The following is a 14217-nucleotide window of genomic DNA, read 5'->3' on the forward strand; positions in this document are numbered from 1 at the left end:
GCTCGGCCTGCTCCTGTCGCAGGGGCGTGCCGTCGGGATTTCGGTGGTGGCCGCGGTACAAGACCCGGCCAAAGAGACCCTGCCGGTGCGGCAGTTGTTCACCGTGCGCATCGGACTGCGCATGACCGAAGCCACCCAGACCGCAATGGTGCTCGGCCACGGCGCCCGCGATGGCGGTGCCGAATGCGACCTCATCCCTGATGGCACCCCCGGGGTCGGGTACGTGATGATCGACGGCACCGCCGACCCGTTACGGGTGAGGGCCTTCCACGTCACCGACCGCGACATCGCCGCGTTGGCCCGTACCTTCCGGGCACCACGCCCGGGCGACCAGGGAAACCGGTGAACACCCTCGCCGTCACTGGCGGGCAGCCGATGTTCGTGCTGCCGGGCCGGCCGTTCACCATCGATGCCGATGCGGTGATCACCCAGATGTGCCGACGCGCTTCCTCACCACGCTTCGAAACATGGTGGCGGCGGGTGGAATCGGTCGGGTACTGCGCCCACCCGATCCAACTGGTCGGTGACGACCACGGCGGGCGTCAGCATACGGTGTGGACGCGCTGCAACAACCGCCGCGCCGCCGTGTGCCCATCGTGCTCAGATCTGTATGCCCGCGACACCTGGCAGCTGGTGCACGCCGGAGCCGCCGGCGGCCACCACAACGTACACGCTGAAGTCGCCACTCATCCGCAAGTGTTCACCACCTTGACTGCACCAGGCTACGGGGCCGTGCACAACGCCACCGGCACACCCTGCCACACCAAGGCCAACAGGTCGTCTACTCACTGCCGACACGGAAAACCCCTGCGCTGTAACACAATCCACGTCGCCGATGATCCGGTGGCGGGGCAACCCTTGTGTGCGGCCTGCTATGACTATCTCGGGCATGTGCTGTTCGCATGGCAGCTGCCCGAACTGTGGCGGCGCTTCACCGTCACGCTACGACGCGCCATCATCACACCTGAAAGCCATTGGACTGACTACGGATTCGGTGCGGGTCAGTTTCGTCAAGGTGGTGGAACTGCAAGCCCGCGCCATCCCGCACATTCACGCACTGATCCGCCTCGACCCACCCGGAGATTGGCCTACCACGGCATCGGGTGACCGCATCAGTCACGGCCCCGCCGCCCCTCGGGGTGGTGGGGAGCCCCGTCACATCACCGACCAGCAACCTGGTTGGTCGTCACCGATCACCGCCGCCGAGCTGGCCGCCTTGATCCAACACGCTGCCGGTCGCGTCAGCATCGACGTGCCCGCCGACGACGACGATTACCCAACCAGGGCGGGATGCGCACGGTGCGGTTCGGCACCCAAATCGACACCCAAGCACTGATACCCGAAACCGACACGACCGCAACCGATTCCGTGGCAACGGGAGCCGCAACCGCCGGATCGTCGCGGCTTTCACCGCGCTGGGTCGCTGCATATTTGGCGAAATACGTCACCAAATCGTTGCACGACTTCGGCATCAGCGCCCGACGCCTATCCGCCGAGGCGATTGGCGAGCTGGCCGTCAGCGACCATGTGCGGGCCATCCTGGACACCATCGCCGAGCTGGCCGAACACGGCAGCGCCGCGGTGGCGGGGATTGGACGCTGGCTACACACCCTCGGGTATCGCGGGCACATCATCACCAAATCGCGCCACTACTCCACCACCATGAGTGCTTTGCGTACCGCCCGCGCCACCTGGACCCGCCAACAGCTGACGAAAGACGCAGCGCAACGAAACGAAACCCCACCCGACGGCGCGGTGACTGGCCCCGACCAGCGGCCTTACGCCCCACTCGACCCCGATGCCGTGTGTTGGGAGTTCGATCACGCCGGACACACCAACGCCGGCGACCGAGTGCTGGTCGTCTCCGCAGCCCTGCGCCACATCGCCGCCCGCATCACTGCCATCACCGAAACCCGCTCCCGCACCGGCAACCGGTGGCCGGCACCACCAGGGGGCGGTGATGGCTGAGGCCACGCCCGATGCCGACACCACCGACACGGGGAACAACGGCGATCAGCCGGTGCCGTTGCATGAGCGGCCCGAGTTCATCGCCTGGCTGACCGCCTCATGTGAACGCCAGAACCTGCCAGTCACCGTGACCGACCCGGCCGTCATCGCCCGCATCGCCACCCTGCTCGGGATCGATCACCGGCCGTCGCCGGCGGGTTACACCCGCCAGACGGGTCGTACTCGGTCGATGTCCAGGCGGCGCGCACCCGGTGTGCCCGGGGCGATGACGGCGTGATCGAGCACCGCTTTGATGATCGCCTGCTGGCGGCCCAGGTCCAGGTCAGCCCACCCGCTGCGCAGTATCGCGCCGGTGCCGGCCAGCTCGTAGACCGCGGTGGTGTCGGTGGCGGCGGCGATATCGCGGCGGGCCGCGGTGATGCGGTCGGTGATCGGATCACGCGCAGCGATCCACTCCCGGGCGGTAATGGCGCCATCGGCATACAACCCCGCCAGCTCATCCAGACGTTCCTGATCCGCATCGAGCTGAGCCGCCAAAGCGGCGACATCGGCATCAGCGGTGGCTTTGCCCGCCAGCACCTCGGCCAGCCGCGGTGAATCCAGCCGTGCCAGCACCGCTTCGGTCAGCAGTTCCTCGACCGGGGCGGCGACCACCGTCAACCGGCCACACCCACCATGATCCGGCCCCTTCAAACACACATACCGGAGTGTCCGATTGCCGGGATTGCTATGTCGGGCTTGGGAATACAGTCGGTTGTCGCAGCGCCCGCAGCGCAACATCCCCGACAACAGATACGTGCGTGCGCTGCGGGATTTGGTCACCGAGCGTGCCGCCATGCGGGCCAGCACCCGATCACGCTCTGCTGGAGTGATGATCGCTGGCCACACCGCCGCACCGATCACCTCCCCGCGGTGCTCCCGCAACCCGGCGATACGGCCCGAGGACAACACCTGGCGCACCGCCGAAGTCTGCCACGACCTCGCCACGCTCGGGGCGATCTGCGATTCGTTGAGCCAGATGGTCAACGACCGCAAGGATTGGCCCGCCAGATACCGGTGCACCATCTGGCGGACCACTGCGGCCTCCGATTCGCGCACGGTGACCTTGTCCGGTTCATACCCGAACGGGCGCGCTGAACCATGCGGCAACCCAGCCTGCGCGTTCTGCAACATCTTCCGCCGGATGCGCGCCGACTTGCGGCCGGACTCCTTGGCGGCGAACGCGGCGAAAATGCGGGCCATGAACAACCCGTCATCATTGCCCAAATCGATGTCGGCGGTCACCGTCGCCACATCACGCACCCCCACCGACTCGCACAACGTGACGAACTCCTCCAACTCGACCGGACGCCGATGCAACCGATCCAAGTTGTAGACGATCACCGCATCACGATCACCAGACGCCAGATCAGCGAGCATCCGGGCATACTGCTGGCGGGGCTTGCCGGAAAACGCCGACACATCGTTGTCCACATACTCGGCCCCGACCGGCCACCCCCGATCAGCGGCGAGCTTGCGGCAATCCTCCACCTGCCGCGCCACCCCCAACCCCGTGCCCTCCGCATCCGAGGAAATCCGGGCATAAATCGCCGCCGAGCACACCCCAACACGCTGACCAGCAGATTTCCGTAGAGACATGAGGGTAGTTTAACAACGTATGACCTTGTCCAGCTCGGTGGCGCCGCCATCCTCCCAATGCCGCAGATGGTGGGCGTGTAGGCCGCGGGTGGCCCCGCACCCGGGTACTGCGCAGGTTTGGTCGCGGTGCTCCAGGGCGCGGTGCAGCCGGCGGTTGATCACGCGGGTCGCCCGCCCGGCGCCGAGGAGCTGGCCGTCGCGTTCGAACCAGGCTTCGCAGGTGGCATCGCAGCTGAGGTAGCGGCGCTCGGCGTCAGACAGCAGCGGACCCAGATGCAGTGCGGCGATGCGGTCCTTGACATCGACGTGCACCAGCACCGTGGTGTGTTGGCCGTGGGGGCGGCGGGTCGCCTCGGTGTCCCAGCCGGTCTCGACCAGCCGCAGGAACGCCTCGACGTTGCTCGGCACCGGCGGCGCGGTATCTGAGGCGCCCGCGGCGGTGTCGTGATCGTGGTTCCACTCGGTGATCAGCGCCTCACGATGAGAGGCCAGCGCGGCGTCGAACTTCGCCGCGTCGTCATGGGCAAGTCTGATCCGCCAACAGCTGAACTGCTCATCGGTGGTCTTGGTGATCGAGGGCTGCGGTTGCGGCCCAGCATCGGGTTCGGGTCGCGGTTCCAGCTTGACCGCGGTGCGCAGCTGGTTGACCGTGGCCACCCGGGCCAGCTGCAGGTAATGCTCCTCCAATCCCGCACCGGCGCGAGCGGCGATGACCCCGACCTGATCCAGCGACAACCAACCCTGCCGCATGCCCGCCACACACCGTGGGAACTCCTCGAGCCGGCCCACCACCGTGGTGATCGTGTGGGCGTTGGTCGAAGACGAGCCCAGCTTCCAGGCCAGCAACGCCGCCACCGACCGTGCACCGGTCATCCCGCACAGCTCGTCGCGATCGATCTCGGCGGCGATCTCCACGATGCGCCCATCAATCGCATTGCGCTGACCGGCCAACTCCGACAACTCCGCAACAACACCGCCAAACGCTCCTTCGGCAGCCTCGGCGCACAGCCCAACGAGGCGGTCGAAGACATAACCACATCATCGCAGCGACCACCGACAACTCCGGCCCGCCCGATCTCCGCAAGGCAAGAACCCCGGAGCCGGTCACCTACTCGTGGTACCTGACCAGCATCCGAGCCGGCTTCGAGCCCTGGAGCGGCGGCATCGTCGCGAGGTTCGATTCCTTCTCCGTCCTCGTCAACGGATTGCAACGACTGTGCCCAACGGCATACCCCGACCGGCCATCGCGGTTGCCCGCCGCGAAGGTAGTCACCCGCGGTGCCGATCTGCCGAAGCGGGGCATTCGACGAGAACGGCTGCAAGTCGGGTGCGTCGGGCGAGGTACCCTCTATCGCGTGCTCGACGATGAGCTGCTGGAAGCTGCTGCGGGACAAGGTAAACGACGAAGCAACCGGAGCGTATCCGCCGTCCGGTTGGGCGCGTCCCGTGTCGGTGGACCCGATCTGGCCGAGGAATCGTCTTGACGGACGTCGAATTCGACGCGCCGACGGTAATTCGGACCAAGCGTGACGGTGGTCGGTTATCCGATGCCGCCATCGACTGGGTCATCAAGGCCTTCACCGACGGCCGGGTCGCCCCGGAACAGATGTCGGCCTTGTTGATGGCGATTTTCTGGCGCGGCATGGACTCCGGCGAGACCGCCAGATGGACGTCGGCGATGCTGGTCTCGGGTGCCCGGATGGATTTCGCCGAACTGCGGCTGCCGACCGTGGACAAGCACTCCACCGGCGGGGTAGGCGACAAGATCACGCTGCCGTTGGTGCCCGTCGTCGTCGCCTGTGGCGCGGCGGTGCCGCAGGCGGCGGGCCGGGGACTCGGCCATACCGGCGGCACGCTGGACAAGCTGGAATCCATCTCCGGGTTCACCGCGACGCTGTCCAATCAACGGGTGCGCCAACAACTTTGCGACGTCGGCGCGGCCATCTTCGCGGCCGGCGAGTTGGCCCCCGCAGACGCCAAGCTCTATGCGCTGCGCGACATCACCGGCACCGTCGAATCCCTGCCGCTGATCGCCAGTTCGATCATGAGCAAGAAGCTGGCCGAGGGAGCCGGCGCGTTGGTACTCGACGTGAAGGTCGGCGCCGGGGCCTTCCTGAAATCCGAGGCACAGTCCCGCGAACTGGCGCACACCATGGTGGACCTGGGCGAGGCGCACGGCGTGCCCACTCGCGCCCTGCTGACGGACATGAACTGGCCGCTGGGTCGCACGGTCGGCAACTCGCTGGAGGTGGCCGAGGCCCTGGAAGTGCTGGCCGGCGGCGGACCGCCCGACGTCGTGGAGCTGACCGTACGGCTGGCCGGCGAGATGCTGCAACTCGCCGGGATCGACGGCCGCGACCCGGCACAGACGCTGCGCGACGGCAGCGCGATGGACCGATTTCGCCGCCTGGTCGCCGCTCAGGGCGGCGATTTGTCGAAACCGTTGCCGATTGGTCGGTGTTCGGAAACCGTGACGGCCGGCCGGAGCGGCACAATGGGCGACATCGACGCGATGGCAGTGGGTTTGACGGCCTGGCGGCTCGGCGCGGGCAGATCCCGGCCGGGGGCCCGGGTGCAGCACGGGGCGGGGGTACGGATTCATCGTCGTCCCGGGGAGCCGGTGGTGGCCGGCGAGCCGCTGTTCACGCTATACACCGACGCTCCCGGACGCTTGGGCCCGGCGCTGGCCGTGCTCGACGGTGGCTGGAGCGTCGGGGAGGCCGGGCCGGCTCCGCGGCCCCTGATTATCGATCGGATCACCCGATGACCACTGCGCTCACGTGGGAGATGATTCGGCAGGCACCGAAGGCGCTGCTACACGACCACCTCGACGGCGGGCTGCGCCCGGCGACCGTGCTGGACATCGCCGGCCAGATCGGGTACGACGACCTGCCCGCCACCGACGTCGATACGCTGGCAACGTGGTTTCGGACCCGGTCGCACAGCGGCTCGCTGGAGCGCTACCTGGAGCCGTTCTCGCATACCGTGGCCGTGATGCAGACTTCCGAGGCGTTGTATCGGGTCGCCTTCGAATGTGTGGAAGACCTTGCCGCCGACTCGGTGGTCTATGCCGAGGTGCGCTTTGCTCCCGAGTTGCACATCGATCGCGGGTTGTCGTTCGACGAGGTCGTCGACGCTGTGCTTGCCGGTTTCGCCGCAGGTGAAAAGGCGTGCGCTGGCGCGGGCCGGTCCATCAAGGTGCGCTGTCTGGTCACCGCGATGCGGCACGCCGCAGTGTCCCGGGAGATCGCCGAGCTGGCAATCCGGTTCCGGGACAAGGGAGTTGTGGGTTTCGATATTGCCGGAGCCGAGGCCGGCCACCCGCCGACGCGGCACCTGGACGCTTTCGAATACATGCGAGACAACAACGCGCGCTTCACGATTCACGCCGGTGAGGCTTTCGGGTTGCCGTCCATCCATGAGGCGATCGCGTTCTGCGGCGCGGATCGGCTGGGCCATGGGGTGCGGATCGTCGACGACATCGACGTCGGCCCCGACGGCGGTGTCAGGCTGGGTAGGTTGGCATCGATCTTGCGGGACAAGCGGATTCCGTTGGAGCTGTGCCCGAGTTCCAACGTTCAGACCGGCGCGGTGGCCAGCATTGCCGAGCACCCGTTCGACCTGCTGGCGCGCGCCCGCTTTCGGGTGACCGTCAACACCGACAACCGGCTGATGAGCGACACGTCGATGAGCCAGGAGATGCACCGCCTGGTGGAGACTTTCGGCTACGGCTGGAGTGACCTGGAACGGTTCACCATCAATGCGATGAAGTCGGCGTTCATTCCGTTCGACGAGCGGCTGGAGATCATCGACGAGGTGATCAAGCCGCGGTTCGCGGTGCTGATCGGGTAGTCGGTGCGGGTCTGGCAGCCCCGCGTTGGTCGCAACTGTGACATCACATCAGCCGCAAGAGTGCCGACGGGTTGGCCGGTTCGTTATCCCCGCCTTGTCGCTCGGAGCGGTCGTGGGGCTGCGCTCCGGCGCCGGGTGTGCGCTGGCGGCGCCGGGTGTGCGCTGATGGCGCCGAGTGTGCCGTCCGGGCGGGGCAGATCGTGGCGTACCCGCCCTGCACGCACACTGAAAGCCGTCATTGCACACTCGATACCGCGGCATGACAGTCGACCCGGTGAGCACGTGAGCCTTCTCGGTTGACCCCGAACACCTGCCATGACAAGAGGGCTTTAGCGAAGCTGCAAGTATCGGCGTGCGGAAAAAGACGTCAAGGGGGTGCATGCGTGCTGCGCCCGCAGACGTCGATAACCGGCAGCTCTGTGGCCTCGGAAAGGCATGAGCGTCCTGGAAGCCGTTGTCCGCCGTCCGAATCACATCGGCCCGGCAACCGCCGCCCCACGATTACCCTCGAAGCACCTACCGGTCAGCCCGCCTAGCCTCAACGCCAGCAGGCAGTGACTCATGCGAAAGATGTGACCGCCGGATGCGGGGCTCGCTCGCCGCTGTGTTGTGCTTGCGGTGCCGCTACGAATGCCGCACCGCCTCTTGAGCGAGTTGCACCCGGGAGTTCAGGTCGAGCTTGGTGTACACGTGCGTGAGGTGGGTTTGCACGGTACGCGGCGAAACGAACAGCCGTGCGGCGATGTCCTTGTTGGAAAGGCCCTCGCCCACCAGGCTGACCACCTCACGTTCAGCCGGCGTCAACGATTCCCAACCGGTCGCTGCCCGCCTGCGTTCGCCGCGTCCGCGCTGCGCGTAGGCAATCGCCTCGTCGCTGGACAGTGCGGTGCCCTCTGCCCATGCGCTGTCGAACTCCTTGCTGCCCAACGCAGTACGCAGTAATGCCAACGAGTCCGCATGGCTGGAGTCGTAGCTCTTGAACCGTTTGGTGCCCAGGCGTCGCCGCATGGACTCCGCCGCGCCGTACAGGCGGGCGGCCTCACGGTGGCTGTCGTGCCCGACCGCCATGGCGGCCAGGCAGTCGAGGATGTCGGGAACGCAATTGTGTGCGCAGGCTTGAACTGCAGCCATCAGCGCGTCGTGGCCATCACGCTCGGCCTGTTCCGGCTCACCCTGTGCCATCGCCACCCGGGCGCGGCTGGTCAGCGCCAGCGCCAGATGCCAGCCCGACAGCACCGACGCGGCCTCGTCGGCGAAGTGTCGCGCTGCGGCGACATCGCCGCTCGCCAACGAGATCCGGGCTTTGGTGGGGCGCAGATAATTCGCCACATGCGGCTGCAATTTCAGGTTCTGCCACGCCTTTGTGCTCGCATCGCGCGCGGAATCGATGTCGCCGCCGGCGAAAGCCGCGATCGCCAACGTCGCATAGCCCAGTCCGAGGAAGTACTCGCTGCCGTCTCCGGCACCTTCGACCGCCGCTTCGCCCGCCGCCCACGCGGCGCTCACGTCACCGCGGTACGCGTGCGCATCACCCAACCCCTTCAGGATGAGCGGTGTGAGGACGTCAGCGTCGGCCTCCAACGACTGCTCCACCAGCTCGCTGAACTGCGCGACGGCTCCGGCCACCTCGCCCTGCCACAGCTGGGCGAACGCCAGGCTCAACCGGCACCGTAGCGCGCCGAACCGGTCGCCGATCTCGTCGGCCACATCGCGTCCGGCGCTGCCCGCGGCGCGCGCGGTCATCGTGTCGCCGGATACCACGGCGGCATTGCTCTGCCAACTCAGGATCTGGCTGAGTGTCCACCGATCGTCCAAGGCCCGGACAATATCGGTCGCCTCCGCGAAGTACTCTCGGGCCGCATCGGATCGGTAACTGAATCCGGCCGTCGAACCGCAGGCGGTGAGTGCGCGTGCTAGCAAGGCCGGGTCATCGACTTCGCGAGCGATAGCCAACGCTTGTTGAGCCTCGTCCACGCTGCCGCCACTGGTGTCGATGAACATATCGAGCACGGCCTTGTCCGCCAGCGCGCGCGCCCGCACCGCCGCGCTGACTTGCCCATGGTGCGCGTCTGGCTCGACGAGGATGGTTTCGAACCAGGTTCGCCCCTCCCGGATACGGCCCCGGCTGAGCCACAGCGGCTGCAGCCATGACGTCAACGCCAGCGCGGACTCCAAGTCGCAGTATTCGCGGCAGCACAGGAACGCCACCCGCAGGTTGTCCAGCTCGATTTCGGCCTGGTCGAGAAGCTGCTGATAGTCCGTGCGCCCAGGGCTGTCGAGCAGCGCCGCCAGCGCCATGTAGTGGTCGCAGTATCGCTTTCGGGTGACGTCGGTTTCGCCGGCCTCGGTGAGCTTTTCCATCGCGTACTGGCCCACACCCTCGAGCCGCCGGTAGCGGGTTCGACCCTGCGAGCTATCTGCCCAGATCAGCGACTTGTCAACCAGCAGCGCCAGCTCATCGAGCACCTGGTGACGCGGCAGCTCACCGAAGCCGGCCACCGCCAGCGCCGCGTCGAGGTCGAAGCCACCGACGAACACCCCGAGTCGTCGCAGCAAGATCCGCTCCGGCCCGCTGAGCAACCCGTAGGACCAGTCCAGCGATGCACGCAGGGTCTGGTGGCGGCGCAGCGCGGTGCGTGCCCCGCCGGTCAGCAGCCGGATGCTGTCATCCAGGCCGGCAATGATGTCCGAAAGCGACAGCGACCGCACCCGCGCGGCGGCGAGTTCGAGCGCCAGTGGCATGCCGTCCAACCTGCGGCAGATTTGCCGCACCATGGCGGCGCTGTCGTCGTCGATGACGAAGTCGGGCCGGGCCAGCAGGGCACGGTCGGTGAAGAATGCGGTCGCGTCGGCCATGGACAGCGACGGAACCCGCCAGGTCAGCTCGCCCGCCACCTTGATCGGTTCGCGGCTGGTCGCCAATATCGTCACCCGGGGGCAGGTCTGCAGTGGCGCATTGACCTGGCCGGCGCCCACGTCGAGCAGGTGTTCGCAATTGTCGAAGACAATGAGCATCTGCCGCTCGGCCAGGTAGCGCAGCACCGCATCGGCCGTTGACCGGCCCAACTGGTCGGACAGACCCAGCGCGCGAGCGAGCAGGATCGGCGTCATATCGGGATCGGTTATCGGCTCGAGATCGACGTAGCACACACCGTCGGGAAACTCAGACGTCAGTTGCGACGCCACTTGGATGGCCAGGCGGCTCTTGCCGAAGCCGCCGGCACCGATCAGCGTCACCAGCCGGTTTTCCGTCACCAGCCGGGTCACCTCGGCCATTTCCCGCTCGCGGCCCACAAAACTGGTGAGTTGCACTGGAAGCCGTTGGTTCACAATGCTTTTCGGAGTGCGTAGCGCAGGGAACTCGTTGCGCAGCTGGGGGTGACACAACTGCGCCACCCGTTCCGGGCGCGGCAGGTCGCGCAGCGGTTGACTTCCCAAGTCGATCAACCAGGCATCGGCCGGGAGCTCGTCGATGACGATGTCGCTGGTGGTGGCCGACAGCAGTGTCTGGCCGCCGTGGGCCAGGTCACGCAGCCGCGCCGCGCGGTTGATCGTGGGGCCGACATAGTTGCTGTCGTCGCGCAGCTGGACGTCGCCCGTGTGGATACCGACGCGCAGCCGAATCGGCGGCAATTGCGCCCGCTGCAATTGCAGCGCGCAGGCGACCGCATCGGCGGCCCGCCCGAACGCCGCCACGAAGCTGTCGCCTTCGCCCTGCTCGACCGGCCGTACTCCGCCGTGGACAGAGACGGCCTCGTCAACGGCTTGATCCAGCAGCTTGATCGCGTCGGCCATCTGTGCGGGCTGCGTGTGCCACAGCCGGGTCGATCCCTCGATGTCGGCCAACAGCAACGTCACGGTCCCGGTAAGCAGCAACTCGCCCACGCTCCAGTCCCATGCCAGGCACGTCCGCACATTGGGTCGATCTCGCTCATGCTAACCAGCGCGACCAGCAGCGAGCCGCAAATCTCAGCGAAAAGGCGTACGTGGCGTCGCTACGGACCGCCGACGTACGACCCCCCGCGGGGCAAATTTGCGCATTCCGGCCGATGGCCGCGGCCGCGCCACCGAGGACAGTCGAATTGTCCAGATTTCAAGAAAGAAGTCGAAAGGAACCCCGACGATGAAGCACCACACCAAGTCGAATCGTGGCCCCAGCGACGAGGCTGGCGCCCTCTCGCCCGACCAGCGGAACCGGTCGCAATCGCCTCGGTACGCCCCCAAGCGTTATTCGTTCCTCGAGGACGCCTGCATGGCGCGCGCGATGTATCGGCTCTGATCAGTGCCGCCCGTCCTCGCGGCCCTATTCGCGCCTCCAGCTTTGCGGAGCGACAGCGTTGCTCTCGTAAACTGCGAGCCCCGCCAGATCCGGGTAAGCCCGTCAACCGACGTTCAACTGCACACGTACCTTCTTACGCCACCGACCACACCGTGTGATCGAGGGTCCTCAATTCTTACGGTACGTTAGAATATGCGATACCTATTTGATGTCTAATCCCACGACTTCGCAGAAAACATGAACAGTCCCCAACTGAATCCCGCACCGTAACTCGCTCCTTCCCATGAGAATTCGTACTCTTCATATGCGGGGAGCAGCTTGTCGAATAGGGACCACTAGCGACCACCGTTCATAGGGCCAAATCGCTCTGTGAACTCGGCGACGTCCATGCTCCAGATAGGCAGTCCGATCGGAGAACCTGCGGTAGGTGAATTGCGCTTTTTATGCCGGTACCGCGCTGACTCAAGGAAGCCGTCTTCGCTAGCGATCGCAGTGAAGTCAAATCCCGGCCACAGTATGCTGCTGTACTCTACTGATGTAGCGTCCTGATCGGCAATGCCCAGCAGCTTCTTCATATTTCCAAAATAAGAGGCTTCGTCGCCGAGAGCTTCGGCGACTCGCTCATGTATACGTTCCGCATCGTCGACCGACAGACCATGGTCAGCCACTTTGGCCGCTAGTTGGTCTTCCTTATGCGACATCTTTATTCTCAGCTTCATCGTCATGAGTAGGTGCACCTCGAAGTCGATTATCGCGGCAACCGAGGGTCTATCCACTAGTTATTCATTCCTTTAGTGGGGTTATTTGATGATTCACATACTGCTGACTAACTCGGGCGCACAGGCGGCGTTTCCTGGTGAAATAGCGTATCGAGATGCCGCACTCTTCCGAATGGTTTGTCAAATTGAGTAAAGTCAGGTCACAATCGGATCAGATGAACCTTGCGTGAGCCGCTGATATTGTTGGCGAGATCATAGAAAACTGTCGCGACTCTTATGGAACCCTTGAATACCTCAATCTACAGGCCACAACTTCGTTACCCACAGAAACAGCCCCCAGCTGAATGCGGCACCGTAACGCTCCCCGCCCCATTGGAATTCGTACTCCTCGTGGCCAGGGAGAATTTTGTCAAACAGCGACCATTTCTGACCACCGGTCATCGGACCAAAATGCTCTGAAAACTCGGTGATATCCACGCTCCAAGCCGGCAGCCCGATCGGGGAATCGACATTACCCGAATCGCGCCTCGTATGCCAATACCGCGCCGACTCGAGCACTCCATCTTCACCTGCGATGGCTTTGAAGTCAAATCCAGGCCACAAGATGCTGCTGTATTCGAGTGATGCACCACCGTTGTCCGCAATGCCGAGTAGCTTCTTCATATTTCCAAAGTAGGAGTCATTGTCACCAAGAATCTCGCCGACCCGCTTATGCGTACTTTCCGCGTCGCTGACGGAGAGCCCGAATTCGGCTAGTTTAGCTTGCAGTAACCTGGCATCCTTATTGACCATTCTTAGCTTCGTCGTCATGAGCAGGTACACCTCAAACTCGACTATGGAAGGAACCCCGGCTGTATCCATCGTGTCTCCCGTCAATGACCCAGGTAAGGTAAGAATTCGGTCAGGTCGCCGTTGAACACTGTCACCGATCCGTCAGGGTGCACCATCATTGCGACCTTCTGAGGTAAGTATTTTGGTAATATGACCTTTGTTCCATCGGGGAGGGTTGGCAATTCCTCCAGTTTCACCGAACGCTGTCTGAGCGGCAATCTCGGTTGCCTCCGCAGCCTGTTGCTGGTCAAGGTGCAGGGAAGTTACCTTGTCCGCCAATGATTGGAGCTGCCCGGAACCCTTCGGAACCGTCTTTACTTCCTCACCAATTTTCTTAGCCTGGTCGGATAGTTGGGCTTGGGGACGTGCTCGGTTGTGGTTGGGTGCTGGGCGTGTGTGGTTGTTGTGGTGCGGGTTGTGTCCAGTATGGGATGTCGGTGCGTTTGGCGTCGTTGGCGGGCGTGTATTGTGCGTTGGCCGCATCTAATTGGCGCTCGAGCTGGGCCTTCAAGGTGTTGTAGTACCAGGCTTCTTGGTTATAAGCCTGAACCGCGTTCCAGTCGGAAGGGTTGGGCGGATTTAGATTGTGGTGGTCGATGTCGTTTGTCAACTTGCCGTAGGCGTCTCGCGTCGCTTGCAGCGAAGGCGGTGGCGGTGGGCTGGCCCAGGGCGGAATGGGGGGCTGCCCAAGCGGTGGTTTGCCCGGCGGCGGAGACGGTGGCGGCGGAACCGGCGGTTGCGGATCCAGCGGTATCGGCAAAGGTGGCGCCTGGGGTGCCGGGCCCGCTCCTATGTCCAGCATCTGAGCCCCAGGCGCCCCGGAGCCGCTAGGACCGTCGCTACCGGTGGAGGGACCGGGTGCGTCGCCAGGTGGTGTAGCCGGGTGGGGGGTCGGTGGTGGGGGTGCCGGAGGTTGGGGTGGGGGTGGGG

9 protein-coding genes and 3 pseudogenes are annotated in these 14217 nt (G+C 65.0%); 7 read left to right on the plus strand and 5 right to left on the minus strand.

What is annotated here, in order from left to right:
• From B4U45_RS20475 to B4U45_RS20485, 5 genes and pseudogenes are all read left to right on the plus strand, one after another.
• Nucleotides 1-346: pseudogene (locus B4U45_RS20475) on the plus strand (FtsK/SpoIIIE domain-containing protein); the annotation flags it as partial.
• Complete coding sequence (locus B4U45_RS30735; protein WP_479724742.1) at nt 343-1107, plus strand: replication initiator; 765 nt, start codon at nt 343-345, stop codon at nt 1105-1107. The pseudogene B4U45_RS20475 and the gene B4U45_RS30735, both read left to right, overlap by 4 nt.
• Nucleotides 1019-1336: a replication initiator gene (locus B4U45_RS30740; protein ID WP_479724743.1), complete on the plus strand. Its 318-nt coding sequence runs from the start codon at nt 1019-1021 to the stop codon at nt 1334-1336. The genes B4U45_RS30735 and B4U45_RS30740 overlap by 89 nt, the downstream gene beginning before the upstream one ends.
• A pseudogene (locus B4U45_RS30745) lies at nt 1267-1968 on the plus strand (replication initiator); the annotation flags it as partial. The gene B4U45_RS30740 and the pseudogene B4U45_RS30745, both read left to right, overlap by 70 nt.
• Nucleotides 1961-2245, plus strand: coding sequence for a hypothetical protein (locus B4U45_RS20485; protein WP_082275520.1), 285 nt, complete (start codon nt 1961-1963; stop codon nt 2243-2245). The pseudogene B4U45_RS30745 and the gene B4U45_RS20485, both read left to right, overlap by 8 nt.
• Here B4U45_RS20485 and B4U45_RS20490 read toward each other — a convergent pair.
• Together B4U45_RS20490 and B4U45_RS20495 are read right to left on the minus strand one after the other, a co-directional pair.
• Nucleotides 2167-3606, minus strand: coding sequence for a recombinase family protein (locus B4U45_RS20490; protein ID WP_180276513.1), 1440 nt, complete (start codon nt 3604-3606; stop codon nt 2167-2169). The two genes, B4U45_RS20485 and B4U45_RS20490, sit on opposite strands and share 79 nt — an antisense overlap.
• Before the next feature lie 18 nt (nt 3607-3624).
• Nucleotides 3625-4637 (minus strand): annotated as a pseudogene (locus tag B4U45_RS20495) (DUF222 domain-containing protein); the annotation flags it as partial.
• A 449-nt stretch (nt 4638-5086) separates the two neighbouring features.
• Between B4U45_RS20495 and B4U45_RS20500 the strand changes: the two are divergent.
• The gene (locus B4U45_RS20500) at nt 5087-6373 is read left to right on the plus strand and encodes a thymidine phosphorylase (protein ID WP_075549898.1); all 1287 of its coding nucleotides are present in this window, start codon (nt 5087-5089) and stop codon (nt 6371-6373) included.
• Nucleotides 6370-7458 carry an adenosine deaminase gene (locus B4U45_RS20505; protein WP_075549897.1) on the plus strand — a complete coding sequence of 363 codons (1089 nt, stop codon included), beginning with the start codon at nt 6370-6372 and terminating at the stop codon, nt 7456-7458. Before B4U45_RS20500 ends, B4U45_RS20505 begins: the two co-directional genes overlap by 4 nt.
• Nucleotides 7459-8082: 624 nt before the next feature.
• Here B4U45_RS20505 and B4U45_RS20510 read toward each other — a convergent pair.
• The 3 genes from B4U45_RS20510 to B4U45_RS20520 form a co-directional block, all read right to left on the minus strand.
• Nucleotides 8083-11343, minus strand: a complete 3261-nt coding sequence (locus B4U45_RS20510; RefSeq protein ID WP_075549899.1) for a helix-turn-helix transcriptional regulator — start codon at nt 11341-11343, stop codon at nt 8083-8085.
• Nucleotides 11344-12072: 729 nt separating this feature from the next.
• On the minus strand, nt 12073-12462 hold the full coding sequence (locus tag B4U45_RS20515) for a hypothetical protein (RefSeq protein WP_241780376.1): 390 nt from the start codon (nt 12460-12462) through the stop codon (nt 12073-12075).
• Nucleotides 12463-12750: 288 nt separating this feature from the next.
• Nucleotides 12751-13317 carry a hypothetical protein gene (locus tag B4U45_RS20520; protein WP_075549896.1) on the minus strand — a complete coding sequence of 189 codons (567 nt, stop codon included), beginning with the start codon at nt 13315-13317 and terminating at the stop codon, nt 12751-12753.
• Nucleotides 13318-14217 lie beyond the last annotated feature (900 nt).

It is taken from the genome of Mycobacterium persicum, assembly GCF_002086915.1.
Taxonomy (GTDB): domain Bacteria; phylum Actinomycetota; class Actinomycetes; order Mycobacteriales; family Mycobacteriaceae; genus Mycobacterium; species Mycobacterium persicum.